The 23,430-nt window shown below is 55.5% G+C and carries 22 protein-coding genes; 11 read left to right on the plus strand and 11 right to left on the minus strand.

Going from position 1 to position 23,430, the window contains the following annotated elements:
• Positions 1 to 3: 3 nt before the first annotated feature.
• Genes R0V12_RS00895 through sufD form a run of 3 tightly spaced genes read right to left on the minus strand, consistent with a single transcriptional unit; the run spans position 4 to position 2,902 of the window.
• Positions 4 to 1,275 carry a cysteine desulfurase gene (locus R0V12_RS00895; RefSeq protein WP_320072680.1) on the minus strand — a complete coding sequence of 424 codons (1,272 nt, stop codon included), beginning with the start codon at positions 1,273 to 1,275 and terminating at the stop codon, positions 4 to 6.
• Positions 1,275 to 2,030, minus strand: coding sequence for a Fe-S cluster assembly ATPase SufC (sufC, locus tag R0V12_RS00900; RefSeq protein WP_070362438.1), 756 nt, complete (start codon positions 2,028 to 2,030; stop codon positions 1,275 to 1,277). Before sufC ends, R0V12_RS00895 begins: the two co-directional genes overlap by 1 nt.
• Positions 2,031 to 2,053: 23 nt before the next feature.
• Complete coding sequence (gene sufD, locus R0V12_RS00905; RefSeq protein WP_320072681.1) at positions 2,054 to 2,902, minus strand: Fe-S cluster assembly protein SufD; 849 nt, start codon at positions 2,900 to 2,902, stop codon at positions 2,054 to 2,056.
• Between the two features lie 36 nt (positions 2,903 to 2,938).
• Here sufD and R0V12_RS00910 point away from each other — a divergent pair, with 36 nt between their 5' ends.
• Entirely contained in the window at positions 2,939 to 3,187 is a 249-nt protein-coding gene (locus tag R0V12_RS00910) for a hypothetical protein (protein WP_320072682.1), read from the plus strand.
• A 43-nt stretch (positions 3,188 to 3,230) separates the two neighbouring features.
• On the opposite strand, the gene sufB is transcribed toward R0V12_RS00910, so the two are convergent.
• Entirely contained in the window at positions 3,231 to 4,676 is a 1,446-nt protein-coding gene (sufB, locus tag R0V12_RS00915) for a Fe-S cluster assembly protein SufB (protein WP_070362436.1), read from the minus strand.
• Complete coding sequence (locus tag R0V12_RS00920; RefSeq protein WP_071572611.1) at positions 4,676 to 5,383, minus strand: helix-turn-helix transcriptional regulator; 708 nt, start codon at positions 5,381 to 5,383, stop codon at positions 4,676 to 4,678. The genes sufB and R0V12_RS00920 overlap by 1 nt, the downstream gene beginning before the upstream one ends.
• A 138-nt stretch (positions 5,384 to 5,521) precedes the next feature.
• Here R0V12_RS00920 and mptB point away from each other — a divergent pair, with 138 nt between their 5' ends.
• The 5 genes from mptB (at position 5,522) to R0V12_RS00945 (ending at position 10,772) form a co-directional block, all read left to right on the plus strand.
• Positions 5,522 to 7,171, plus strand: a complete 1,650-nt coding sequence (gene mptB / locus R0V12_RS00925; RefSeq protein WP_369822090.1) for a polyprenol phosphomannose-dependent alpha 1,6 mannosyltransferase MptB — start codon at positions 5,522 to 5,524, stop codon at positions 7,169 to 7,171.
• Between the two features lie 6 nt (positions 7,172 to 7,177).
• The gene (locus R0V12_RS00930; protein WP_070477084.1) at positions 7,178 to 8,110 is read left to right on the plus strand and encodes an ABC transporter ATP-binding protein; all 933 of its coding nucleotides are present in this window, start codon (positions 7,178 to 7,180) and stop codon (positions 8,108 to 8,110) included.
• 2 nt (positions 8,111 to 8,112) lie between these two features.
• Positions 8,113 to 8,874 carry an ABC transporter permease gene (locus R0V12_RS00935; protein WP_369822163.1) on the plus strand — a complete coding sequence of 254 codons (762 nt, stop codon included), beginning with the start codon at positions 8,113 to 8,115 and terminating at the stop codon, positions 8,872 to 8,874.
• A gap of 70 nt (positions 8,875 to 8,944) precedes the next feature.
• Positions 8,945 to 9,892 (plus strand): COX15/CtaA family protein, encoded by a 948-nt coding sequence (locus R0V12_RS00940; RefSeq protein ID WP_320072683.1) that lies wholly within the window; start codon positions 8,945 to 8,947, stop codon positions 9,890 to 9,892.
• A gap of 28 nt (positions 9,893 to 9,920) precedes the next feature.
• Complete coding sequence (locus tag R0V12_RS00945) at positions 9,921 to 10,772, plus strand: MDR/zinc-dependent alcohol dehydrogenase-like family protein (protein WP_320072684.1); 852 nt, start codon at positions 9,921 to 9,923, stop codon at positions 10,770 to 10,772.
• Here the strand turns inward: R0V12_RS00945 and R0V12_RS00950 are convergent.
• The gene (locus R0V12_RS00950; protein WP_070477079.1) at positions 10,769 to 11,683 is read right to left on the minus strand and encodes a heme o synthase; all 915 of its coding nucleotides are present in this window, start codon (positions 11,681 to 11,683) and stop codon (positions 10,769 to 10,771) included. The genes R0V12_RS00945 and R0V12_RS00950 overlap by 4 nt on opposite strands.
• A 305-nt stretch (positions 11,684 to 11,988) precedes the next feature.
• Here R0V12_RS00950 and tkt point away from each other — a divergent pair, with 305 nt between their 5' ends.
• From tkt to pgl, 5 genes are all read left to right on the plus strand, one after another.
• Positions 11,989 to 14,091: a transketolase gene (gene tkt / locus R0V12_RS00955; RefSeq protein WP_083329547.1), complete on the plus strand. Its 2,103-nt coding sequence runs from the start codon at positions 11,989 to 11,991 to the stop codon at positions 14,089 to 14,091.
• A 69-nt stretch (positions 14,092 to 14,160) separates the two neighbouring features.
• Positions 14,161 to 15,246: a transaldolase gene (tal, locus tag R0V12_RS00960; RefSeq protein WP_256008155.1), complete on the plus strand. Its 1,086-nt coding sequence runs from the start codon at positions 14,161 to 14,163 to the stop codon at positions 15,244 to 15,246.
• A 12-nt stretch (positions 15,247 to 15,258) separates the two neighbouring features.
• A complete protein-coding gene (gene zwf, locus R0V12_RS00965; RefSeq protein WP_070362428.1) occupies positions 15,259 to 16,797 on the plus strand; it encodes a glucose-6-phosphate dehydrogenase in 1,539 nt (512 codons plus the stop codon).
• A 32-nt stretch (positions 16,798 to 16,829) separates the two neighbouring features.
• Positions 16,830 to 17,744, plus strand: coding sequence for a glucose-6-phosphate dehydrogenase assembly protein OpcA (locus R0V12_RS00970; protein WP_320072685.1), 915 nt, complete (start codon positions 16,830 to 16,832; stop codon positions 17,742 to 17,744).
• 25 nt (positions 17,745 to 17,769) lie between these two features.
• The gene (gene pgl, locus R0V12_RS00975) at positions 17,770 to 18,498 is read left to right on the plus strand and encodes a 6-phosphogluconolactonase (protein ID WP_320072686.1); all 729 of its coding nucleotides are present in this window, start codon (positions 17,770 to 17,772) and stop codon (positions 18,496 to 18,498) included.
• A gap of 79 nt (positions 18,499 to 18,577) precedes the next feature.
• Here the strand turns inward: pgl and secG are convergent, their stop codons facing one another.
• The 5 genes from secG to whiA form a co-directional block, all read right to left on the minus strand.
• Positions 18,578 to 18,814 carry a preprotein translocase subunit SecG gene (secG, locus tag R0V12_RS00980; protein ID WP_070362425.1) on the minus strand — a complete coding sequence of 79 codons (237 nt, stop codon included), beginning with the start codon at positions 18,812 to 18,814 and terminating at the stop codon, positions 18,578 to 18,580.
• 113 nt (positions 18,815 to 18,927) lie between these two features.
• Positions 18,928 to 19,710, minus strand: a complete 783-nt coding sequence (tpiA, locus tag R0V12_RS00985) for a triose-phosphate isomerase (RefSeq protein ID WP_070976872.1) — start codon at positions 19,708 to 19,710, stop codon at positions 18,928 to 18,930.
• Positions 19,711 to 19,734: 24 nt separating this feature from the next.
• Positions 19,735 to 20,952, minus strand: coding sequence for a phosphoglycerate kinase (locus R0V12_RS00990; protein ID WP_070362423.1), 1,218 nt, complete (start codon positions 20,950 to 20,952; stop codon positions 19,735 to 19,737).
• A gap of 105 nt (positions 20,953 to 21,057) precedes the next feature.
• Positions 21,058 to 22,071, minus strand: a complete 1,014-nt coding sequence (gene gap, locus R0V12_RS00995) for a type I glyceraldehyde-3-phosphate dehydrogenase (RefSeq protein WP_070976869.1) — start codon at positions 22,069 to 22,071, stop codon at positions 21,058 to 21,060.
• A 381-nt stretch (positions 22,072 to 22,452) separates the two neighbouring features.
• On the minus strand, positions 22,453 to 23,427 hold the full coding sequence (gene whiA, locus R0V12_RS01000; RefSeq protein ID WP_070362421.1) for a DNA-binding protein WhiA: 975 nt from the start codon (positions 23,425 to 23,427) through the stop codon (positions 22,453 to 22,455).
• Between the last annotated feature and the right edge of the window lie 3 nt (positions 23,428 to 23,430).

A 23,430-nucleotide genomic window follows, 5' to 3' on the forward strand; every position in this document is an offset into this window, starting at 1 on the left:
CGTCTAGGAATCCTCCTCGACTCCGAAGAAGCGGCGCGCTTCGCGAATGGCTTCAACCAAGGCGTCTACTTCCTCTTTGGTGTTGTACAGGTAGAAACTTGCTCGAGAGGTTGCCTGCACCTCGAGTTCTCTGTGAGCGGGCCACGCGCAGTGGTGGCCGGTGCGGATAGCAACACCGTGAGCATCAAGCACCTGTCCTAAATCATGCGGATGCACGCCATCGACGGTAAAAGCGATCGCACCGCCGCGCTGTTCAGCCACCGCAGGACCAGCGATAACTAATCCTGGAATCTCTTGCATTCGTTCCAGGGCATACTCCGTCAACATATGCTCGTGGCGCTGGACATTTTCCATTCCGATGGATTCCAAGAACTCGACGGCAGCACCAAGGCCAACGACCTGGCTTGTCATCTGCGTGCCAGCTTCGAACCGTTGGGGCGTCGGCGCATACGTCGAAGAGTCCATCTTGACGATCTCGATCATGGATCCACCTGTCAAAAATGGTGGAAGTTCCCTGAAGATCGACTTTCTCACGTATACGGCGCCCACACCAGACGGTCCACACATCTTATGCCCTGAGAACGCTGCAAAGTCGACGTCAAGCTCGTGAAAGTTAACAGGCATATGCGGAACAGATTGGCACGCATCAAGGACCGTGAGTGCTCCTACTGCACGAGCACGCCTCACGATTTCATCAACGTCCGCTACTGCACCAGTTACGTTTGATTGGTGCGTGAACGCAACAACTTTTACAGTATCGTCGAGTTCCAAGCTGTCAAGGTCGATGCGTCCATCAGCAGTCATCGAGTACCACTTGAGCGTTGCTCCAGTGCGGCGGGCCAGTTCTTGCCAAGGCACGAGATTCGCGTGGTGCTCCAGCTCAGTGACAACAATCGTGTCTCCGCGTTTGATCTGGTGCTTACCGGCACGATCATCACCAAGAACATATGCGACGAGGTTCAGAGCCTCAGTAGCGTTCTTCGTGAACGCAATCTCCTCCCCGTCGGCACCAACAAAGTTAGCGATACGCTCACGGGCAGTTTCATAAGCGTCTGTCGCCTCCTCAGCCAGTTGGTAGGAGCCACGATGGACTGGTGCAAATGTGTTCAGGACGAATTCTTGCTCAGCGTTCCACACAGACTGCGGACGCTGGGACGTAGCCCCGGAGTCCAAATAGACGAGGGGCTTCCCATCGCGCACGGTCCGACTCAGGATCGGGAACTCTGCGCGAATCGCGTCTGTGTTCAGTGTTCCATCGGAATGTAAGTATCCCATTAGATGAACTTTTCGTATCCCTCTGCCTCGAGAACATCAGCCAACGAGGCGTCGCCAGTCTGGATGACCTTGCCATCCGAGAAGATGTGAATGAAGTCAGGCTTCACATACTCCAGGATCCGCTTGTAGTGGGTGATCATTAGGACACCGCCGTTGGTTTCTTCCTGGTAGCGGTTGATCCCCTCGGATACGATTCGCAGCGCATCGACGTCAAGGCCGGAGTCCGTTTCGTCCATCACAGCAAACTTCGGCTTGAGCAACGACAACTGCATGACCTCATGTCGCTTCTTCTCACCGCCAGAAAAGCCTTCGTTGACCGAACGCTCAGTGAAGGAAGAGTCCATCTTCAACAAGTCGCGAGCATCATTGAGTTCACGAACCCAATCGCGAAGCTTCGGCGCTTCCCCACGAACAGCAGTCACAGCAGAGCGCATAAAGTTCGAAGAAGAGACGCCCGGCACCTCAACTGGGTACTGCATTGCCAGGAAGAGTCCGGCGCGAGCGCGTTCGTCGATATCCATCTCGAGGATGTTCTCACCATCGAGGAGTACTTCGCCTTCAGTAACTTCGTAGCGTGGATGACCAGCGAGCGTGTAGGCAAGCGTGGACTTACCGGAACCATTCGGCCCCATGATGGCGTGAGTCTCTCCGCCCTTAATAGTGAGGTTTACGCCCTTGAGAATCGGCGTTGGCTCTTGACCTTCCTCGGTCGGCAGGACGTTTGCGTGGAGGTTCTTGATTTCCAGGGTAGACATTGTTTTACTGATTCCTTTTCGTTTTACTGGTTCGTTTGCTCGAGCTCTCCGGCCACACGTGCAACGAGTTCTTCACGGAGGTCTTCGAGCGGGACCTGATTGAGGACCTCGTTAAAGAATCCGCGAATGATCAAGCGCGTGGCTTCGTCCTCAGGGATGCCCCTGGACCGGAGATAAAACACTTGCTCGTCATCGAACCGACCAACGGTTGCGGCATGGCCGGCTCCAGCGATTTCACCAGTCTCGATCTCGAGGTTTGGAATTGCGTCAGCGCGAGCACCATCCGTCAAGACCAGGTTCCGGTTCGTTTCATATGTATCTGTGCCGTGCGCGCCTGCGCGAATCAGCACATCACCGACCCAGCAGGTTCGTGCTTCTGGCAGATCCGACGCCTTGTCGCCTTGCAACGCGCCCTTGTACAGCACGTTCGACCGGCAGTTCGGAACGCTGTGGTCGACCAGCATACGGTTTTCGATGTACTGACCCGCGTCCGCAAAGTAAACGCCGTTGAGCTCGACGTCTGCCCCCGGAGCTTGGAACTTTACGCGTGGGGTGATGCGCACGATCTCGCCACCGAAAGCTGCGACGTTGTGGCGCAGTACCGAATCGCGCTCCATCAAGATGGACTGTTGACCAATGTGTACTGCGTCCAAGTCCCAGTCCGTATCTACGACTGCGCGTACGTGCGCGCCTGCGCCGATATGCCAATTGACGTTGTCTGCATGCACACCTGTGCCGGTGTACTTGACAACGATGTCAGCCTCTGCATGGGTCCCAACTTCAAAAAGGATCGTTGCAAAGGATGTCACGTCGGCGCCGGCACCAGTGATGGTGACGGTGATGGGCTTGGACAACTTGCTGTTACCAGGCACGGTAATCAAGGTGCCGGTTTTCGCGCTCGACCAGGCTTGTGCAGCAACGCGGTCTACGGGCGCGCCGGCTACTTTGAGCTGATCGTCAGCTGCGTCAAGCTCCGTGACGACGACCTCATCTGGCGCATCAATCGTGATCTGGGCGTCAGCCTGTTGCGGGAACTCCCCGTTGTGCAGACCTCGGATGCGGCGAAGTGGAATGAACCGCCAGACTTCGTCACGTCCACGTGGAACGGGAAAATCCTCAACATTGAACGACGAAAACGATCTCCCTTGTTGTTGTGAGGAGTTGCATTCGATACGGGATTAATCGTTGAAGTCATGGTGATTAGCCCACTGATCCTTCCATTTGCAATTCAATCAGACGGTTGAGCTCCAGGGCGTACTCCATCGGGAGCTCCTTGGCAATAGGCTCGACGAAGCCACGGACAATCATCGCCATAGCTTCTTCTTCGGCAATACCGCGGGACATCAGGTAGAACAGCTGCTCTTCAGAGACCTTGGAGACTTTCGCCTCGTGTCCGAGCGTAACCCGATCGTTCCTAATGTCGTTGTACGGGTAAGTGTCAGAACGAGAAATGTCATCGACAAGCAACGCGTCGCACTCAACGTTCGAGGCGGAATCATGCGCGTTTGCGTTGATCTGTACCAGGCCACGGTAGGCCGCGCGTCCGCCACTGCGCGCAACTGACTTTGAAACGATTGAACTCGAGGTGTGCGGAGCCATGTGTGTCATCTTGGCACCGGTGTCCTGGAACTGTCCTTCACCAGCAAATGCGACGGAAAGCACTTCGCCACGGGCATACTCGCCAGTCATCCAGACTGCTGGGTACTTCATCGTCACCTTTGAACCGATATTGCCGTCGACCCACTCCATCACTGCGCCCTCTTCGGCCTTAGCGCGCTTGGTGACGAGGTTGTAAACGTTGTTCGACCAGTTCTGGATCGTGGTGTACCGGCAGCGGCCACCTTTCTTCACGATGATTTCAACGACCGCGGAGTGAAGCGAGTCGGACTTGTAAATCGGGGCGGTGCATCCTTCTACGTAGTGGACGTAGGCGTCCTCATCAACGATGATGAGCGTGCGCTCGAACTGGCCCATGTTCTCGGTATTAATACGGAAGTATGCCTGGAGCGGGATATCGACGTGGACGCCCGGCGGAACATAGATAAACGAACCGCCTGACCATACTGCCGTATTCAGAGCTGAGAACTTGTTATCGCCAGCGGGGATGACCGAGCCGAAGTACTCCTTAAAGATGTCCTCGTGCTCGCGAAGCGCGGTGTCAGTGTCTACGAAGATGACACCCTTCTTTTCGAGATCCTCACGAATCTGGTGGTAGACAACCTCAGATTCGTACTGCGCAGCAACACCAGCGACTAGGCGCTGCTTTTCTGCCTCAGGAATGCCAAGCTTGTCGTACGTATTCTTAATGTCTTCAGGAAGGTCATCCCAGCTCGTAGCTGGTTGCTCCGTAGAGCGGACATAGTACTTAATGTTGTCAAAGTCGATGCCACTCAGGTCTGCGCCCCAAGTCGGCAGTGGCTTCTTTTCAAAAATGTCCAAAGCCTTGAGGCGCTGTTCCAGCATCCATTCTGGCTCTTCCTTAATGCCAGAAATGTCCTTGACTACCCCAGCGTTAAGACCACGCTTTGCTGCCTGCCCGGCAGCGTCTGGGTCGTGCCACCCGTAGTTGTAGCTACCGATTGACTCGATAATCTCTTCGTCGTTCATTGGTTTCTCTAAACCGGGTGCGGGATTAGCTTTCGTCATTATTTTCCGCTCCTTTCAGATACGTTATTTTTCGGCCCGTGAACAGCAGCGAGTGGAATGTTTGTTGTGCAGACACCATTGCCCTCTGTAATGGAGGCAAGTGGTTGGATATGTCGGCCTACGATCTTAGCGATCATTTCTTGCTCTGCTTCGCAAATTTCGGGATGCGCAGACGCTACTTGTGACACCGGGCAGTGATGCTGACAAATTTGAATTCCAGTTCCTGCCTGAGTCACCGAGGCAACATAGCCGTGACGCTCTAAAACGGACACGACTTCGAGCACGACTGATTCAAGGTCGCCACTGCTTGATCGCTCCGAAATCGGCTCCACTTCTTCAAGGATGCGTTCAATCCTAGTTTTGGCGAACTCTTTGACTGCTTCATGGCCGCCAAGTTCTTCAAGAGCTTCGATTGCATCAAGCGCCATATTCTCATAGTTGCTACCGAAGCTTTCTCGGCCTTCTTCCGTCAAGCAGTAGTGCTTCGCGGGACGGCCTCGCGGTGGCTCTTCTCCAGCAACCGGCAGTGGCTCACACGTCTCAATGAGTCCAGCCTCAGTGAGCTTATCCAGGTGCCGACGGATACCGGCAGCTGAAATTCCAGTTTGCTCACCAAGCGTTGATGCAGTCACCGGTCCGCTTTTCAGCAAGAGCGCCATCACTCGCTTGCGAGTGCCACCGTCAACTGACCGCGCTTGGTTCAGCACTGGCTCACCTCGCTTCGATCTGCTTTGATCTCTGACTTTCCAACCGATTGGCTGTACACCGACCGGCCTTTACACAACACTACTGTGTCCTAATTCAATGTGCACGTTTAACCCGGTCGTTCGGCTACAATCTTGCCTGTGTTGTTCCAGGATTCACCGATAAAGTCTTTGCTTGATGCGTTTCCTCGCATCGGCAAGCCTGGATCACGGTCGGCTGGGCTCCACCGAGTCTCTAAAGAGGTTTGGCGAGGACAAGACTTTCGTTCAACCAACTACGCTGAGCAGAACCGGTTCGCCGTACTTAGATGGCTGGGTTTGGTCGGCACACTTCTCATTGGCTTGGGAGGCCTCGGGGGCGGGGCCTTGCCGGTCGTCGATAATCCTTGGTTCTCTCTGCCTGGCGGGGCCTTGCTTGGCCGAATGATGCAAGCGTCGTCTTCCATAGTTCTGTTCGGAGTAGGACTCTTGGTCTCCGCTTGGCTGTGTATGGGCCCCTTCGTTGGCGTAAGTGGCCAGAGGCCCCGCGTTTCGACGCCGCTTCTCATGCGAACATTCGTTGTATGGGTTGCTCCTCTGGTGATTACCGCTCCCCTCTTTACCCAAGACATCTATTCATACTTAGCTAATGGTGCAATTGTCCGGTTTGGTCTTGACCCGTACTCCGCTGGACCAGTCGAGCTTCTCGGGCCAGAACACCATCTAGCGCGCTCGGTCCCGTTTATTTGGGCGCATTCTCCAAGCCCCTACGGGCCTGTCGCGTTAGGTATTGCAGCGGCAATTTCTCGTATTACTGCTGACTCTATTGTGCTCGGGGTGATTGCGCACCGCGTCGTATCACTCGTCGGAGTGCTCGCCGCAGCGTGGGGGATCCGAAAGATTGCCGGCCGCTGTGGCGTACCAGAGACTGCCGCACTGTGGCTCGGGGTGCTCAATCCGCTAACGATTCTGCATCTCATTGGTGGCATCCATAATGAAGCGATCATGCTCGGATTGGTGTTAGTCGGGTTTGAGCTAGGACTTCGCGGGGCCGACAGGTTGAGGACCATCAGTTCAGCGCAAGCGTGGGGTTACCTGGCTCTCTCCGCGATCACCATTACCTGCGGAGGACTAGTCAAAGTGACAGGCTTTCTCGGTCTCGGTTTTATAGGCATGGCAATCGCTCGTGTGCTTGGGCAACGCCAGCGCAAAGCTACAGCCCTTAGCATCGCGGTGCTTTTTCAGACAGTTATTCTCATTGTCACTACTGCCGCCGTTTCACTTATAACAAGCATTGGGCTCGGATGGGTCACTGGTCAAGGCGGAGCAGCATCGATTCGTAGCTGGCTCTCGATCTCAACAGACGTGGGCGTAATCAGCGGCTTTCTAGGAATGCTGCTTGGTCTCGGCGACCACATTGACGCAGTTCTCATTGTCACCCGCGGGATTGGAGTGGCCATCGCGGTGGCGTTTCTGGTTCGCCTACTGTGGGCTACGTTGCGGGGAGCCATTCACCCTGCAGGTGGACTTGGCGTCGCAACGCTCGTGCTTGTTATATTCTTCCCAGTTGTACACCCTTGGTACCCTCTGTGGGCTATTTATCCCCTTGCTGCATGGGCAAATAGGTTCTTTTTCCGCGCCGGGGTGGCTGTGTACTCTGCTGTATTTAGTTTTCTGGTACTACCGCGTGGTCTCGGCCTGCAAGCAAAGACAGTTTTCACTATTTACGGTGTCGCAGCCTGTTGTTTTGTCGTATTTGTTGGGCTCAGTTTCCTGTTGTATCGGCGCTTTGGTGCCGGCAGGCTACACTAGCTATCCATGAACGCGCCTGTTCTTTCAGTTGACAATGTGAAGAAAACTTTTGGGGACGTTACTGCTGTAGATGGAGCATCGTTTGCCGCAAAAGAAGGAACCGTGCTGGCTTTGCTCGGTCCGAATGGAGCCGGCAAGACAACGACCATCGAGATGTGTGAAGGATTCACCCGGCCAACCTCAGGGACAATCACGGTACTAGGCGAAAACCCTGCAACCCACCCTCAGCGTGTGCGAGACCGAATTGGGATCATGCTGCAGGGTGGCGGATCATATTCGGGCGTCAAAGTCAGAGAAATGCTGAAGCTTTCGGCTTCATACAACGCAAATCCTCACGACCCTGAGTGGCTCATGGCCCTCCTAGGGCTCGAGGGAGTCGCCAATACCACGTATCGACGCCTCTCCGGAGGGCAAAAGCAACGCTTGTCCCTGGCGCTTGCACTTATAGGTCGTCCGGAGCTGGTTTTTCTTGATGAGCCAACCGCTGGCATGGACGCACAGTCACGCAACGCTGTGTGGGATATTGTTTCTGCACTAAAACGTGACGGAACCACGATCGTCCTGACTACGCACCTGATGGACGAGGCGGAGTCGCTCGCCGATGACATTGTGATCATGGATCATGGAAAGGTTGTCGCCGAAGGTTCACCGGCGGACCTGACCAGCGGATCATTTGAGCAGCAAATCACGTTTGGTACGGCGCAACCACTCGACCTCGAGAAGCTGAAGCAGCACGTGGCTTTGTGTCAGATCGATACAGCTGTGGCCCAAGTTCGCCCAATGCGCTACGTAGTCAACGGTTCGGTTTCTCCTGAACTTGTCGCCTGTATTACCGAAGAAGCACTTCGCCAATCCGTGCTGATTCGGGATATGCAAGTAAGCCACATGGCGTTGGAAGAAGTGTTTTTGAACATCACCGGTAAGGAATTAAGGAGCTAGCGGTGCACATCAAGGAAGGAACCTTTACGCCCGCCCCGCAACGGTCTTCGAAGTTTGCGATGGCCAGCGCTCAGGGACTCATCGAAAGCAAGCTGATGCTCCGTCACGGCGAACAGTTGGTGCTCAGCATCTTCATCCCGGCAGCGTTGCTCATCGCATCAGTATATTTGCCTGTTTTTGGGGATGACTACAGCCTCGACACCCTGGTGCCGATGGTGTTTGCCGTCGCGGCGACCAGCTCTGGATTTACGGGCCAGGCGATTTCGCTCGCCTTTGACCGCCGATACGGTGCGCTGAAGCGGACCGGTGCTTCCGGAGTCCCACCGTGGACGATCATCGTCGGAAAAATCCTTGGCGTGGTCGCGATGGTCTGCGTCCAGATTGCGGTGCTAGGAGCTGTTGCAGGTTTCCTTGGCTGGCGCCCCTCAGTCGTTGGCGCGGTGCTTGGTGCCTGCGTCTTGTTCCTGGGGGTTGCTTGCTTTACTTCCTTGGGCTTGCTCATGGGCGGCTCGCTAAGTTCCGAGATGGTCCTTGCCATTTCGAATTTAATGTGGGTGATCATGATGGGAATCGTGGGTTGGGTCGTCTATTCTGGCGACCTTAGCCACGCTGGTTGGTGGAACCTAGTACCCACGGTTTCGCTGGCAGCTGGTATTTCTGATGCACTCGCGCTGACTGCGAATGGTCCTGCGTTGCTTAGCTTGCTAGCGTGGCTCATCGTCGGCGTTGGCTCAAGCGTTCGCTTCTTCCGTTTCGATGATTAAGGCCATGCGCTCATCGACTAAGATTCGAGCCTGAATAGTCGAACGTGTTTTATACGTCCAAGGAAAGTGCATGACTTTACAACAGACCGGTGCGCCGATGACGCATCAGGATAAAAAGCAAGCCCCCAGTCTGAAGTTGCAACGAACTCTAGCCATGATTCTCTTGCTCTGCCAAGGCGGGATCACCGTAACAGGGTCGTTGGTGCGAGTGACCGGTTCGGGGCTTGGTTGCAATACGTGGCCACTTTGCCATGAAGGTTCGCTTGTCCCCGTCGCTGGTGCCGCACCTTGGATTCACCAAGCCATTGAGTTTGGAAACCGCCTGCTTACTTTCGTGGTCGCGGCTGCCGCGATCGCCGTGCTTTGGGCTGTCTACCGCGCATCCCGCGGTCGAGATGTCCAATTCTTGGCATGGTTCTCCCTCGTCGGCGTGGTTGTCCAGGCGATTATCGGCGGTATTTCTGTTCGCCTTGATTTGCAGTGGTGGGCGGTCGCCGTGCACTTCTTGCCTTCGATGGTGCTCGTGTGGGTCGCTGCATTGCTCTACATGCGTTTGGCAGAAGACGAGTCCACGGTTGCTCAAGACCGCTACCCCGGGCACATCCGAGTGATCGCCGTGATCGCTGCCGTTGCGTTGAGCTGTGTACTTGTGACAGGAACGATGGTGACAGGGTCCGGCCCGCACTCGGGTGACGCAAGCGTCGGTATGGAAGGTCGACTTGCGATTGACACAGCGTTGTTGGCATATATTCACGCAGGGTGCATGTACGCGTATCTACTTCTTACAGTGATCACATTTTTCCTGCTACGTAGAGCGAAAGCCCCGCATGCGGCACAGAAAACTTCCTGGATTCTTCTTGGACTCATCGTGGTCCAGTGGGCAGTAGGTTTAAGCCAGTACTACATGGGCGTGCCGCGTTGGACGATTCCGATCCATATTGGGCTGTCGTCTCTAGTTGTAGCGTTCACCGCGTTCTTGTACGCGCACGCTGTGCGTCGTGAGTTGCTGTATCGCTAGACGCAAACACCATGTAGCCTGAGAAAGTATGAAAGCGATTGAGTTCGACGCGCAGCAGGTGCGTTGCATTGATATCGCTTCACCGTTCCCCAGCGATAGAGAACTTCTAGTCGAAGTCCTCTACGCTGGGTTTTTTCTTCACGACACCTCCTTCGGCAACCAAGGATGCGGTCGTGTCCTGAAAGACCCCCTCGACGAGGTTGCGCCAGGAACTGTGGTTGCGTGGAGCGATGCCACCGGCCCCATCGCCGAGCAGGTTGTCGTTGACCGAAGCCGGGTAGTCGCTGTATCGGACCTGATCGCCCCACGCATTGGTGCTTCAATGTTGAGGCCGGGAATGGCCGCAAGTTATTCGCTATTCGAAGTTTTGAAGCTTGTGCAAGGTGAAGCTGTCGTCGTCACGAATGCAGGTTCCGCAATTGGGTTGTACATGATTGCAATCGCTCGAGAGAAGGACATCATCGTGTATGCCGTTTCGGAAAGCGAGGAAGGCCGAGTAGCAGCAGATGAGGCTGGAGCAACAGCCGTATTCAGTGGCCAGCCAGGGACTGCTGCACAGATCAAAACGCTCAATGATGGGATCGGGGTGGATGCAGTTGTGCTAACACGCCCCGACTTCAAAAATGGCTTTGCGCACGAAGTTGGGCGCAGCTCTGCGCGTACGTGTTGCTATGAGGACTTAGCGTCGATACGAATGGATGCCAACGGCTTCCGTAAGCATGCACAGACCGTGACCAGAGTGCTCGAAGAAACACGATGGGAACCGCCAGTTCACGTGTGTGAATCAATAGATGACGCCAGCTCGCTACTGGGTTCCGAAACTTCGGAGGTTTGTGACAATGACCTTGGAGCCATCAAGCTCCAAGGATCCACGTGCTAGAAGAAGGTAGCGAATAGTGGAGTCCAACCGAGCACCGCATCAACGGAAAGCCCCAAGAACAACGCCGCAAGATAGTTGTTGGAGAGAATAAACAGCTTGAGCGGTTTCACCTTCTCCCCGCGCTTTACCCCAGCATGCAGCTGTGTGGCAACGGCGAGGAACAATGCACCCGAAATCAGCGCGGTTGCAAGATAGATCCACGAGGTGGCGGGAACCAGGAGCAGGGACACCCCGACGGTCCACCATGAGTAAATGAGAATCTGACGGGTTGTCTCCGCAGGGGAGGCTACCACCGGCAGCATCGGGACATTAGCGCGGGCGTAATCCGCTCGGTACTTCATTGCCAGCGCCCAAGTGTGCGGTGGCGTCCAGAAGAAGATGATCATGAACATCACGATCGCCTGCCACCACGCATCCTTGGAGCCGTCGGTGACATTATCTCTAATTGCCGCCCAACCGACCATCACAGGCATGCAACCTGCTGCGCCGCCCCAGATGACGTTCTGCCAAGTTCGCCTCTTCAGCCACTTTGTATACACATAGATATAGAAGAAGTTGGTCAGAATGATAAAGAACGCCGCGAGCCACGACTTACACAGGAATCCAAGCCAAAGCACACTCGCGACGAGAAGCGCCCAAGCAAATACGGCGGCTTTCTGTTTGGTGACCTTTGCCCGGACAAGTGGCCGTGCACGCGTTCGCCCCATTTTCTGGTCAATGTCGTAGTCGGCGACCATGTTAAATGCATTTGCCGCACCGGCCCCCATCCAACCACCGAACAGCGTTGCAAGAATGAGCCACACGTGCACAGTGCCACGGTCTGCTTGCAACATTGCGGGGATAGCTGCCACTAGAAGAAGTTCAATGACCCTGGGCTTCGTAAGCGCGAAGTATGCCTTGATGGTCTCCAATACTTCTCCTCCACATCAAACTTCAACCGTTCGGCTAGAACTCTTACGGAACATTGGTTCGCGTTCAGGTGTCGAGCATTTCGGCTGATATGGTACCGCAACGCATTACACGATGATCTTTTCAGCCCTTTTATACTTTGACCCTCCCGGTGATGTTAGCCTCCGCTCACCAATTTGTCAGAATTAACGTGGCGGCTACACCCGCGAGTTTTCTTCGCACAACACCGTTGGGTGTCACCACCACAAAGCGAGTTTTACACTAGGCTGGGTCCTGTTCTGTTTCCATAGCATGAATCGAGGATTCTGTGACGCTTTCAGCTGAACTTCAAGCAAAAACTGTACGTAACTATCCCGAAGACTGGACCGACGTGGATACGCGGGCAGTTGATACAGCCCGAATCCTCGCGGCTGACGCCGTGGAAAACTGCGGCTCTGGGCACCCAGGCACCGCGATGTCGCTCGCACCTCTTGCATATACGCTCTACCAGCGGGTGATGAATGTCGACCCCGCTGACCCACATTGGGCAGGGCGCGATCGCTTCGTATTGTCAAACGGCCACTCTTCCCTGACACAGTATGTTCAGCTCTACCTGGGGGGCATGGGACTTGAGCTCAAAGACCTCCAGCAGCTTCGTACCTGGGGTGCTAAGACTCCCGGTCACCCTGAGTACAACCACACGGACCACGTAGAGATTACAACTGGCCCGCTCGGCCAGGGGTTGGCATCAGCAGTTGGTATGGCGATGGCTTCGCGCCGGGAACGTGGGCTGTTTGACCCTGAGGCTCCGGCTGGCGAATCGCCGTTCGATCATTTCATCTACGTCGTGGCTGGAGACGGTTGTCTTCAGGAAGGTGTCACTTCGGAGGCTTCATCGCTCGCAGGGACGCAGCAGCTTGGAAACCTGATTGTATTCTGGGATGACAACAGGATTTCGATCGAGGATGATACCCAGATCGCGTTCACTGAAGACGTTATGAAGCGCTACGAGGCCTACGGCTGGCAAACACTAACGGTTGAGTCCGGCGAGGACGTCGTCGCGATTGAGAAAGCGATCAAGGAAGCACAGTCCGACACCAATCGCCCAACGATCATTCAGGTAAAGACGGTCATCGGCTTCCCTGCTCCTACGCTGCAAAACACGGGTGCAGTACACGGCGCAGCTCTCGGTGCGAAAGAAATCGCAGCTGTCAAAAAGATTCTCGGCTTTGATCCGGAGATTCACTTCCCGGAGGAAGAGTCCGTTATCACCCATACTCGAAAGCTCCGGGACCGTGGTGCTGCGAAGCGTAAACAGTGGGACGAGACGTTTGCTGTTTGGGCTGAGGCCAACCCAGAGAAGAAGGCCCTGTTTGACCGATTGACGGCTCGAGAGCTCCCATCCAACTGGTCGCAGGACTTCCCAACTTGGGACGCTGACGAAAAGGGCCTTGCTACCCGTAAGGCTTCTGAAGCAGTAATCCAGGCTGCGGCTGCGGCCCTTCCAGAGCTTTGGGGTGGCTCCGCAGACCTTGCAGGCTCCAATAACACCCTTATCAAGGGGGCTGCATCGTTCGGGCCTCAGGCGATTTCTACCGATATGTTCAGCGCTGAGCCGTACGGTCGTAATTTGCACTTCGGCATCCGCGAACATGCCATGGGCGCGATCATGAACGGCATTGCACTGCACGGCAACACACGAGTTTACGGCGGTACGTTCCTGATTTTCTCCGAGTATCTCTACCCGGCAATTCGCGTCGCAGCACTTTCAGGTATCGACGGCTACTACGTCTTCACGCACGACTCGATCGGCCTGGGCGAAGACGGTCCGACCCACCAGCCGGTTGAAACGCTCACTGCGCTTCGAGCCATCCCGGATATGGCGGTGATCCGACCGGCCGACGCGAATGAAACGTCTGCTGCGTGGAAGTCTGCGCTGGAGGCTAAGCCGATGCCGAAGGCACTGGCGCTTTCCCGTCAGAACCTCCCTGTGCTTGAGGGCACAAAGGAAAAGGCATTCGAAGGTGTTGCTCGCGGTGCGTACGTACTCGTGGACTCCTCTACCCCGACGCCTGATTTGATTCTGATGGCTTCTGGCTCGGAAGTGCAGCTTGCTGTTGAGGCTGCGAAGTCCTTGGAAGCCGAAGGTATCGGAACTCGAGTTGTCTCGGTGCCTTGCATGGAGTGGTTTACGCAGCAATCGCCGGAGTACATTGAATCGGTACTTCCTGCAGAGGTTCGAGCAAGGGTCTCTGTCGAGGCCGGTCTGTCCATGCCATGGCATCGTTTTGTAGGCGACGCCGGTCAGTGTGTTTCCTTGGAGCACTTTGGTGCCTCCGCACCAGGTCCAGAGCTCTTCGAGCGGTTCGGCTTTACAGCAGACAACGTTGCAGCAGCCGGACGCGCGTCTGTAGCAGCGGTGCAGCGATAGTTGAAGAGTTGTCCTGGTCAAGCCCTCCCCTAGCTTGGCCAGGCCCATTTTTTAGAAAGGAATCTGAGCATGAACACAGTTGAAAGGCTTCGGGAGCTCGGCACGTCCACTTGGCTGGATGATCTCTCTCGCCAGCGCATCGCCACTGGCAATCTAGAAGCAGTCAAACGTGAGAAGTCGGTCGTTGGCGTGACAACCAACCCTGCAATTTTTGCTTCAGCAATGTCGACTGGAAGCGCGTACGACGAGCAAATCCAACAGTTGAGAGCGTCAGGTGCCAGCCCCGACGAGGCGGTTTACGTGATGAGCATTGACGACGTCCGCGACGCGTGCGACATCTTCCAGGACATCTACGATGCGACCGACGGCCTTGATGGTCGCGTTTCCATCGAGGTTGACCCCCGCTATGCTCACGACGAAGCGAAGACGATCGCTCAAGCGAAAGAGCTGTGGGCACGCGTGGGTAAACCGAATGCAATGATCAAGATTCCAGCCACAGACGCCTCGTTGCCAGCAGTCACAGCAGCACTGGCAGCTGGTATTTCAGTGAATGTCACGCTGATCTTCTCTGTGGAGCGCTACCGCGAGGTCATTCGCGCGTACAAGGAAGGTATTCGGCAGGCTGCAGCCAACGGCCACGATGTCTCAACCATTCATTCTGTTGCCTCATTCTTCGTGTCTCGCATGGACACCGAAGTCGATGCTCGCCTTGAGCAAATTGCTACTTCTGAAGCACTTGCGTTGCGAGGCAAAGCAGGCGTGGCAAACGCTCAACTGGCATACCGCTTGTTCCTTGAGGAATTTTCTTCGTTGGATGACCTTCCAGCTGGTGCCAACGTTCAACGCCCGCTGTGGGCCTCGACTGGTGTAAAGAACCCTGAGTACCCTGCCACGTTGTATGTGTCTGAGCTGGCTGGCCCAAACACGGTCAACACCATGCCGGAATCAACTATCGACGCCACCCTGGCTAGCGACAGTCTTCACGGCGATACTTTGTCTGCCAGTGCTGACGACGCGCAGAAGACGTTTGACGCTATCACCGCTGCAGGAATCGACTTGTCTGATGTCGTGCGAGTCCTCGAGCAGGAGGGCGTCGATAAGTTTGTTGATGCGTGGCAAGAATTGCTAAATTCCATGTCGGAAAAGCTGCAATAAAAAGGAGTACATGTGAGTGACGAGAGCACGCATTGGGTGAACCCGCTTCGGTCCCCCGAGGATAAGCGGCTTCCCCGCATTGCGGGTCCGTCTGGGATGGTGATCTTCGGTGTAACTGGAGATCTAGCTCGGAAAAAGCTCCTGCCGGCAATTTACGACCTCGCGAACCGGGGTCTCCTCCCACCGGGCTTTGCTCTCGTCGGGTTTGGGCGTCGAAACTGGTCTAAACAAGATTTTGAGGACTATGTGCGTGAAGCCGTTGAAGCATCTTCCCGCACCGCGTTTAATACGAACGTTTGGGACCGGCTCGCAGAAGGTATGCAGTTCGTCTCGGGCTCGTTTAATGACGACGCCGCGTTCGACGCCCTAGCCAATACACTGCGCTCGACCGATGAAACACGGGGGACGAACGGAAACTGGGCCTTTTACCTTTCTGTGCCGCCCGAGCACTTTTCGAGCGTTGTCCACCAGCTGGACCGCAGTGGAATGGCACAGCCTCAAGATCACGGCTGGCGCCGAGTGATCATCGAGAAGCCATTCGGGCATGATCTGGAATCCGCCAAAGAGCTAAACCGAGTAGTGAATTCAGTGTTCCCTGAGCGATCCGTATTCCGAATCGATCACTATCTCGGCAAAGAAACCGTGCAGAACATTATGGCTCTGCGTTTCGCAAACCAGATGTTTGAACCAGTGTGGAATTCGCACTACATCGACCACGTACAAATCACGATGGCTGAAGATATTGGGCTCGGCGGCCGCGCAGGCTATTACGACGGTATTGGTGCAGCACGAGACGTCATCCAAAACCACCTGATTCAGCTGCTCGCCTTGATCGCTATGGAGGAGCCGACGTCGTTCTCCCCGGGGCGTCTTCGTGCGGAGAAACTCAAGGTCCTCCGCGCTACGACTCCCGTCGAGCCGTTCGATGAGACGACCGCACGCGGCCAATACGTAGCGGGCTGGCAAGGTTCTGAACGCGTAATCGGGCTCCGGGAGGAGTCCGGGTTTGACCCCAACTCTGCAACCGAAACCTATGCGGCCTGTACGTTAGAGATAAACTCGCGTCGCTGGGCAGGTGTTCCTTTCTACCTTCGCACTGGTAAGCGCCTCGGGCGTCGAGTGACTGAGATTGCCCTGGTCTTTAAGCGTCCTCCGTACCAGCCGTTCGAAGACGATCAGACAAAACTACTTACGAACAATGCAGTCGTTATCCGCGTGCAGCCGGACGAAGGCGTGCTGATGCGCTTTGGTTCCAAGGTGCCTGGAACTGCATTTGAAGTTAGGGATGTCAACATGGATTTCTCGTACGCGGAGGCATTTACGGAACAGTCTCCCGAAGCATACGAGCGGCTCATCCTCGATGCACTACTCGACGAATCTAGCTTGTTTCCAACCAATGCGGAAGTCGAGCGGAGCTGGGAAATCCTCGATCCAATTCTCAACTACTGGGAGTCGCACGGACATCCAGATGAATATCGTGCGGGCACTTGGGGGCCCGCATCAGCAGACGCGATGCTGGCCAAGGACGGCCGCCAATGGCGTCGTCCATAATGTGTGCAAACAACGAACGTGAGGCTTAATCCTTGATTGTCACTCTTCCCGACACGACCACCCGCGATGTGTCCACAGCGCTCCTAGAGGCTCGTGAAAATTACTCGTTGGCGACTGGGCGCGTGCTCACACTCTTGGTCGCTGCACATGCCGAGGATGATGTCGATTCTATTCTGGAGACGGTCCGGAACGCGACCATGGAGCACCCGGCTCGAGTTCTCGTCTTGTTGCTCGACTGCCAGAGCGAGCAAACCTGGATGGATGCAGAGGTAATCGTCGCGGCGGACGCTGGCGCCTCTGAGATGGTTGTCATGACTCTCCACGGTGAACTTACCCAGCATCTTGACGCGGTGGTCACCCCGCTGTTGCTGCCCGATACCCCTATCGTTGCTTGGTGGCCCACAACTGTGCCAGATGTTCCTGCAGAAGCAGAGCTGGGTAATATCGCGCACCGCAGAATCACGAATGCGTGGCGCACTATGGGGGCAGAATGCATAGAGCAGCTGGCTAAGGCGTACGTCCCAGGTGATTCGGACATGATGTGGTCTAAAATCACGCCATGGCGCGGCGTTGTCGCCTCAGCTTTCGACCGCTATAAACAGCAACCACGCCGGATCTTGCTCAGCGGTATTACCGAGCATCCAAGCGTACAAATCGCAGCCTCTTGGCTCAATGCCTGCTTTGGCGTTGAGGTAACTGTGCAAAACGTAGCAGACGCCGACGCCATTCCTGGCTCCCCAATCCAACACCTATCGCTGGACTGCGAACAAGGCTCTGTGCAGGTACAAATTGTTGATGAGCACACCGTGCGAGTTTCCGTACCGGGATACCCTGATGCGTTTGTTGCACTGAGTGCTCGCTCGGACGCAGAATGCCTCGCTGAGGAGCTACGCCACCTCGATCCTGACGCCATGTATGCTCGGGCTTTGTTACATAACCTCCCTTAACTTCGCACCGAAAGAGGGTCGACGGATGTCCAATACAGTCAAGACCAACACCTTTACAAATCTCGAACAGCTTATCGACGTCTCCACCTCCGCATTCCAAACGTTGATTTCAGAGATCCACAGCTCCCCTACCGGTGGCGTAAACGGCGACGGAACCGCACGTGTTGTGCTTACTGGCGGAACAGCCGGAATCCGGTTCCTTGAATCGCTTGTTTCATCAGATATCGACTGGTCCAGGGTGAAGCTATTCTTTGGCGACGAGCGCAACGTAGCCGTCAGCCATCCTGATTCGAATGAAGGCCAGGCCCGGGCAGCGTTGCTCGATCATATCAATATCCCAGAAGGAAACATTTTCGGGTATGGGTTGGACGGAAGGACGATGGAGCCCGCTGTCACTCGTTATGAAGCGCACCTGAAAGTTGAGGCGCCTGAGGGGTTCGACCTCCACCTACTGGGAATGGGCGGTGAAGGCCACATTAATTCGCTATTCCCACATACGCCTGCTGTGAGAGAGGACGCCGCTCTGGTTGTTGCTGTGACGGATTCGCCAAAACCACCTGCGGAACGTGTTTCGTTGACACTACCTGCTGTTTGGAAAGCACAAAAGGTCTGGCTTCTTGTTTCTGGTGCAGAGAAGGCAGAAGCTGCGTCCGCAGTTGCAAACCGGGCAGAGTATCTTGACTGGCCAGCGGCCGGTGCTGTCGGCAAGGAAGAAACGATCTTGTGGGTCACCGAAGACGCGGCACCACGTTAGATTCCCGCAGATTCGGATTTTTGACCAACGAAAAGGCCCGCCGGAAGCTTATTGCTCCAGGCGGGCCTTTTGCTAGCGGCTAGGCAGCAAAAGTCTGAATTAGATTCAGGCCCACGATGCATACAAGCCAGATGAGCGTAATGATAACCGTGTAACGGTCGAGGTTCTTCTCCACGATAGTGGAGCCGGACAGGTTAGCCTGCACGCCACCACCGAACAGGCTCGAAAGCCCGCCTCCCTTGCCTTTGTGAAGCAGCACGAACACTGTCATCAAGACCGCAGCGATTACGAGCACGATCTCAAGAGCCAACGTCATGGTGGTAAATCCTCACTATAAAACCTACATTGATGTAACTCGGACCAGACTACACGAAGTCACCGAATGGTGTTATTCGACGCGCTCTGGTCCGAGCGACATATCTTGCAAATCTACTGTACTGCCTGGGCAGCCGCAGCAGCCAATTTCGCGAAATCCTGGCCGTCAAGAGACGCACCTCCGACCAGACCACCGTCAACATCAGGCTGAGCGATGATCTCACCGACAGTTTCCGTCTTTACGGATCCGCCGTACAAAATACGGATGCCATCAGCAACCGCATCACCGGCCAAGTCACGGATCAGGCCGCGAATAGCCTGGCACACTTCCTGCGCATCGGAGGCAGAGGCAACCTTGCCAGTGCCGATAGCCCATACCGGCTCATATGCAATGACGGTCTTCTCCAACTCCTCGTTGCTCAAACCGTCCAGGGATTTCTTCGTCTGCTCTACGACGTAGTCGACATGGGTGCCTTGTTCGCGAATGTCTAGCGGCTCACCGACACACACGATTGGGTTCATGCCGTGCTCAAGTGCCTTCTTTGCCTTGCGGGAAACTAGCTCATCGTCCTCACCGTGGTACTCACGGCGTTCTGAGTGGCCGACAACTACCCACGTGCAGCCAAGCTTCTCCAGCATTGTGGCCGAAACTTCACCAGTGTAGGCACCAGCATCGTGCGCTGACACGTCCTGTGCACCATATGTGATCTGCAGCTTGTCGCCTTCAACGAGAGTCTGGATAGAACGAAGGTCGGTAAACGGCACGGTCAATGCAACGTCCACGAACTCATAGCCGTCCTTCGGGAAAGCGAACGCGAGTTTCTGGGCCGAAGCGATTGCTTCGAGATGGTCGTGGTTCATCTTCCAGTTACCAGCAATCAGTGGTTTGCGAGACATATTCATACTCCTTTTCAACAACGACTACTGTCCAAGTACAGCAACGCCGGGCAGCTCTTTGCCCTCGATCAGCTCGAGCGATGCGCCACCGCCCGTAGAGATGTGGGAGAACCCAGCCTCATCGAGGCCCAGAATGCGAACAGATGCTGCGGAATCGCCGCCACCGACCACCGTGAAGGACCCGTTGTCCTTCGTAGCAGCGATCATTGCTTCAGCAACGGCTTTTGTGCCAGAGGCGAACGCTGGAAACTCGAAGACGCCCATTGGCCCGTTCCAGAACACGGTCTTCGAGCTCTTCAGCGCCTCACCATAACGCGCGGCAGTCTTCGGGCCAATGTCGAGAGACATCCAGCCTTCCGGAATAGCGTCGGCCGCGACGGTCTGCTTCTCTGCATCCTTTGCAAACTCAGACGCTGCGATCAGGTCCTCAGGCAATAGCAGCTTGTCGCCGAAACGGCCGATGAGGTCCTTGCAGGTCTCAATCATGTCTTCCTGCAACAAAGAGTTTTGAACGTTGTAGCCCTGTGCAGCCAGGAAGGTGTAGCACATGCCGCCACCGATAATTACCTTGTCAGCCTTCGCCGCAAGTGCCTCGATGACTCCCAACTTGTCGGAAACCTTCGAACCGCCAAGCACAACAACGTATGGATGATCTGGAGCATCCTTCACCTTGCTCAGAGTCTTGACTTCCTTCTCGACGAGGTAACCAGCGTAGGCAGGAAGCTTCTTAGCAACATCGTAGACGGAGGTTTGTGCGCGGTGTACTACACCGAAACCGTCAGAAACAAACGCGCCGTTGTCCGCAGCTAGTGCTACAAGCTCAGCTGCGAACTCAGTGCGCTCAGCCTCGTCCTTCGAGGTCTCGCGTGGGTCAAAGCGTACATTCTCGAGAAGCAGAATCTCGCCACCGGTAAGCCCATTTGCCCGCTCATGTGCATCCTCACCAGAAACATCACCGGCGAGCGCTACGAACTGACCTAGGCGCTCACTTAGGGCTTCAGCCACTGGCTTCAAGGAGAACTTAGGGTTCACTTCCCCCTTTGGGCGGCCGAGGTGAGCCATGACAATGACTTTCGCGCCACCTTCCAAGAGCGCCTTCAAAGTTGGCAGTGATGCGTCGATACGACCAGCATCGGTAATATTGCCGTCCTCATCAAGCGGAACGTTGAAGTCAGAACGGACCAGGATGTGGCGATCTTCGACGCCTTCATCCAGAAGCTGTTGCAGCGTTTTCATTGTCATGGGACTCTCCTCAGTTGACTGTTGTTTGCAGTAGTTTTCTTTTCAAACAGTAGCGAAAGAAATGGCCCGAAGTGTGCGTACTGCACACCCGGGCCGTTCTAGGTCTTATGCCAAGTTATCCGCGACGTGCTTCGTCATGCGGACGAACTGAGAGGTGTAGGACCACTCGTTGTCGTACCAAGCAATCAGCTTGACCAGGTTGCCGTCGATGACGCGGGTCATCCCAGCATCGAAGATGGAACCATGGGTGTTGCCGATGATGTCGGAGGAAACGATTGGATCCTCGGTGTACTCAAGCGCCTTGCCAAACTCTGGGTCCTGAGCAGCCTTCTTGATTGCTGCGTTCACCTCATCAACGGTGACGTCCTTGTTCAGCTCGACGGTCAGGTCGGTTGCGGAACCGGTGATCGTTGGCACGCGCATTGCGAAGCCATCCAGCTTGCCCTCAAGTGCAGGCAGAACCAGGGCAACTGCCTTAGCAGCACCCGTCGTGGTTGGGACGATGTTCTGAGCTGCTGCACGGGCACGACGCAGGTCCTTGTGAGGTGCGTCCTGAATGCGCTGGTCGCCAGTGTAAGCGTGAATGGTGGTCATCAGACCGGACTTGATGCCGAACTGCTCTTCCAGAATCTTCGCGACTGGTGCAAGGGAGTTCGTGGTGCAAGATGCAGCGGAGATAATCTGCTGATCATTGCTGTAGTCGGTGTGGTTGACGCCCCAGACGTAGGTGCCATCGACGTTCTTACCCGGTGCGGAGATGATGACCTTCTTAGCGCCAGCCTCGATGTGAGCCTTTGCGTCATTGCCATCGGTGAAGCGGCCGGTGCAGTCAAGGACGATGTCGACGTTTGCGTCGCCCCATGCGAGCTTGGATGGGTCCTTCTCTTCGGTAACCTCGATGCGGTGACCATCAACGGTGATGGAGGACTCGTCGTACTCAACGTCGCGGCCGAGCTGGCCATACGCTGTGTCGTACTTGACAAGGTGGGCCAAAGTCTTGTTGTCGGTCAGGTCATTAATCTTCACGACCTCAAGGTCGCTCGAGTACTGATCCAGGATGATGCGGAATGCCGAGCGGCCGATACGACCAAAGCCATTAATGCCAATACGAATAGTCACAGTCTTTACTCCTCTATGTCGGAAATTGTTGAGACTTGCTGATGGGCCGGTACCAATCTCTTTCCGTTCTCGGTGAGCTCCTTGGTTCAGCCCGTTGCTCATCAGTTTAGCGAGAGATTTCAACATGTGCATGGCCACGATGCCGCAAGAGACGCCCTAAAGGTGCATCACCAAAGAGACGGCGAAACCGGGGGTATCGTCTCATAATTTCAACAAGCATGAATGTCTGTTTACCGCCAAAGCCACACCTAATGCGACTCAAACAACGACAAAGGTAATCTCTTTTACCCCCGCGGGGCGTATCTGGCGAAGCTGCTTGTGCGCTATCCCCCGGAATTGTGATGTTGCACACAGGGCGGTCTGGGAGCGCCCCAGAACGCTCTATGTTGCCTTCGTGTCTTTACCGCGAGTGTTCGCTATACCGAGCTCAGCAGCCCGCTTGTCAGCAAGGGACAACAGCCGACGAATTCGCCCAGCGACCGCATCCTTCGTCATCTGTGGGTCAGCCAACCGGCCAAGTTCTTCAAGCGAGGCTTGCCGGTGCTCAACACGCAGGTATCCGGCTTCGGCGAGATGCTCAGGCACATCGTCGCCGAGGATCTCCATCGCACGTTCCACACGCTGAGCGGCGACCGTCGCAGCATGTACGCTTCTGCGGGTGTTGGCGTCGTCAAAAGTTGCCAACCGTTGACCGCCACGCATCTGCGCTTGCTTCTCCCGAAGTTTTGCGTCCCACTCCAGGCGAGCAAGAGGCGCACCCATTCGACTGAGAAGCACCCCTATCGTCTCCGCATCACGGACATGTACACGCTCAACACCGCGAGTCTCCCGCATTCTGATGTGGCACCCAAGACGACGCGCTAACCCCACTAGGGCAAGCCCAGCCTCCTCGCATGGGCACTCGACCTCTAAAGCGGCAGTTCGGCCCGGCTCTGTGAGCGCTCCCCTAGCGAGGAACGCACCCCGCCACGCGGCTTCAACTTCAGCAATTTCTCCCGAAACGATTTGCGGGGGCATACCTACCACGAGATGACCAGACTGCGTCCGAAGATTTAGACGCCGATACAGCGCTTCAACACCAGTATCTAGACGTACTTCGTATTTCGTTTCCTTTGTCGCCGAGCCAGGTGAAACCACGGCGAACTTTGGTGAGCTCATGAAAAGAGTTTCAAGAATCAGGATTAAGCGACGTGCCACCGCCTCTTCCGCGAAATCCGCAATCATAGTTACCCCGTGGATTGAGGCGTCAAGTTTTCCTGCAAACCGAACTAACGCGGATGCCTCGGCGGCCGCGGCAGACTTCGCTCCTATTGGAGTTCGAAGCAGCTCTTCTTTGGTTTTGGCGGTCAGCGACACCGA

This window comes from Corynebacterium sp. UMB2355A (assembly GCF_033877495.1).
Taxonomy (GTDB): domain Bacteria; phylum Actinomycetota; class Actinomycetes; order Mycobacteriales; family Mycobacteriaceae; genus Corynebacterium; species Corynebacterium pseudogenitalium.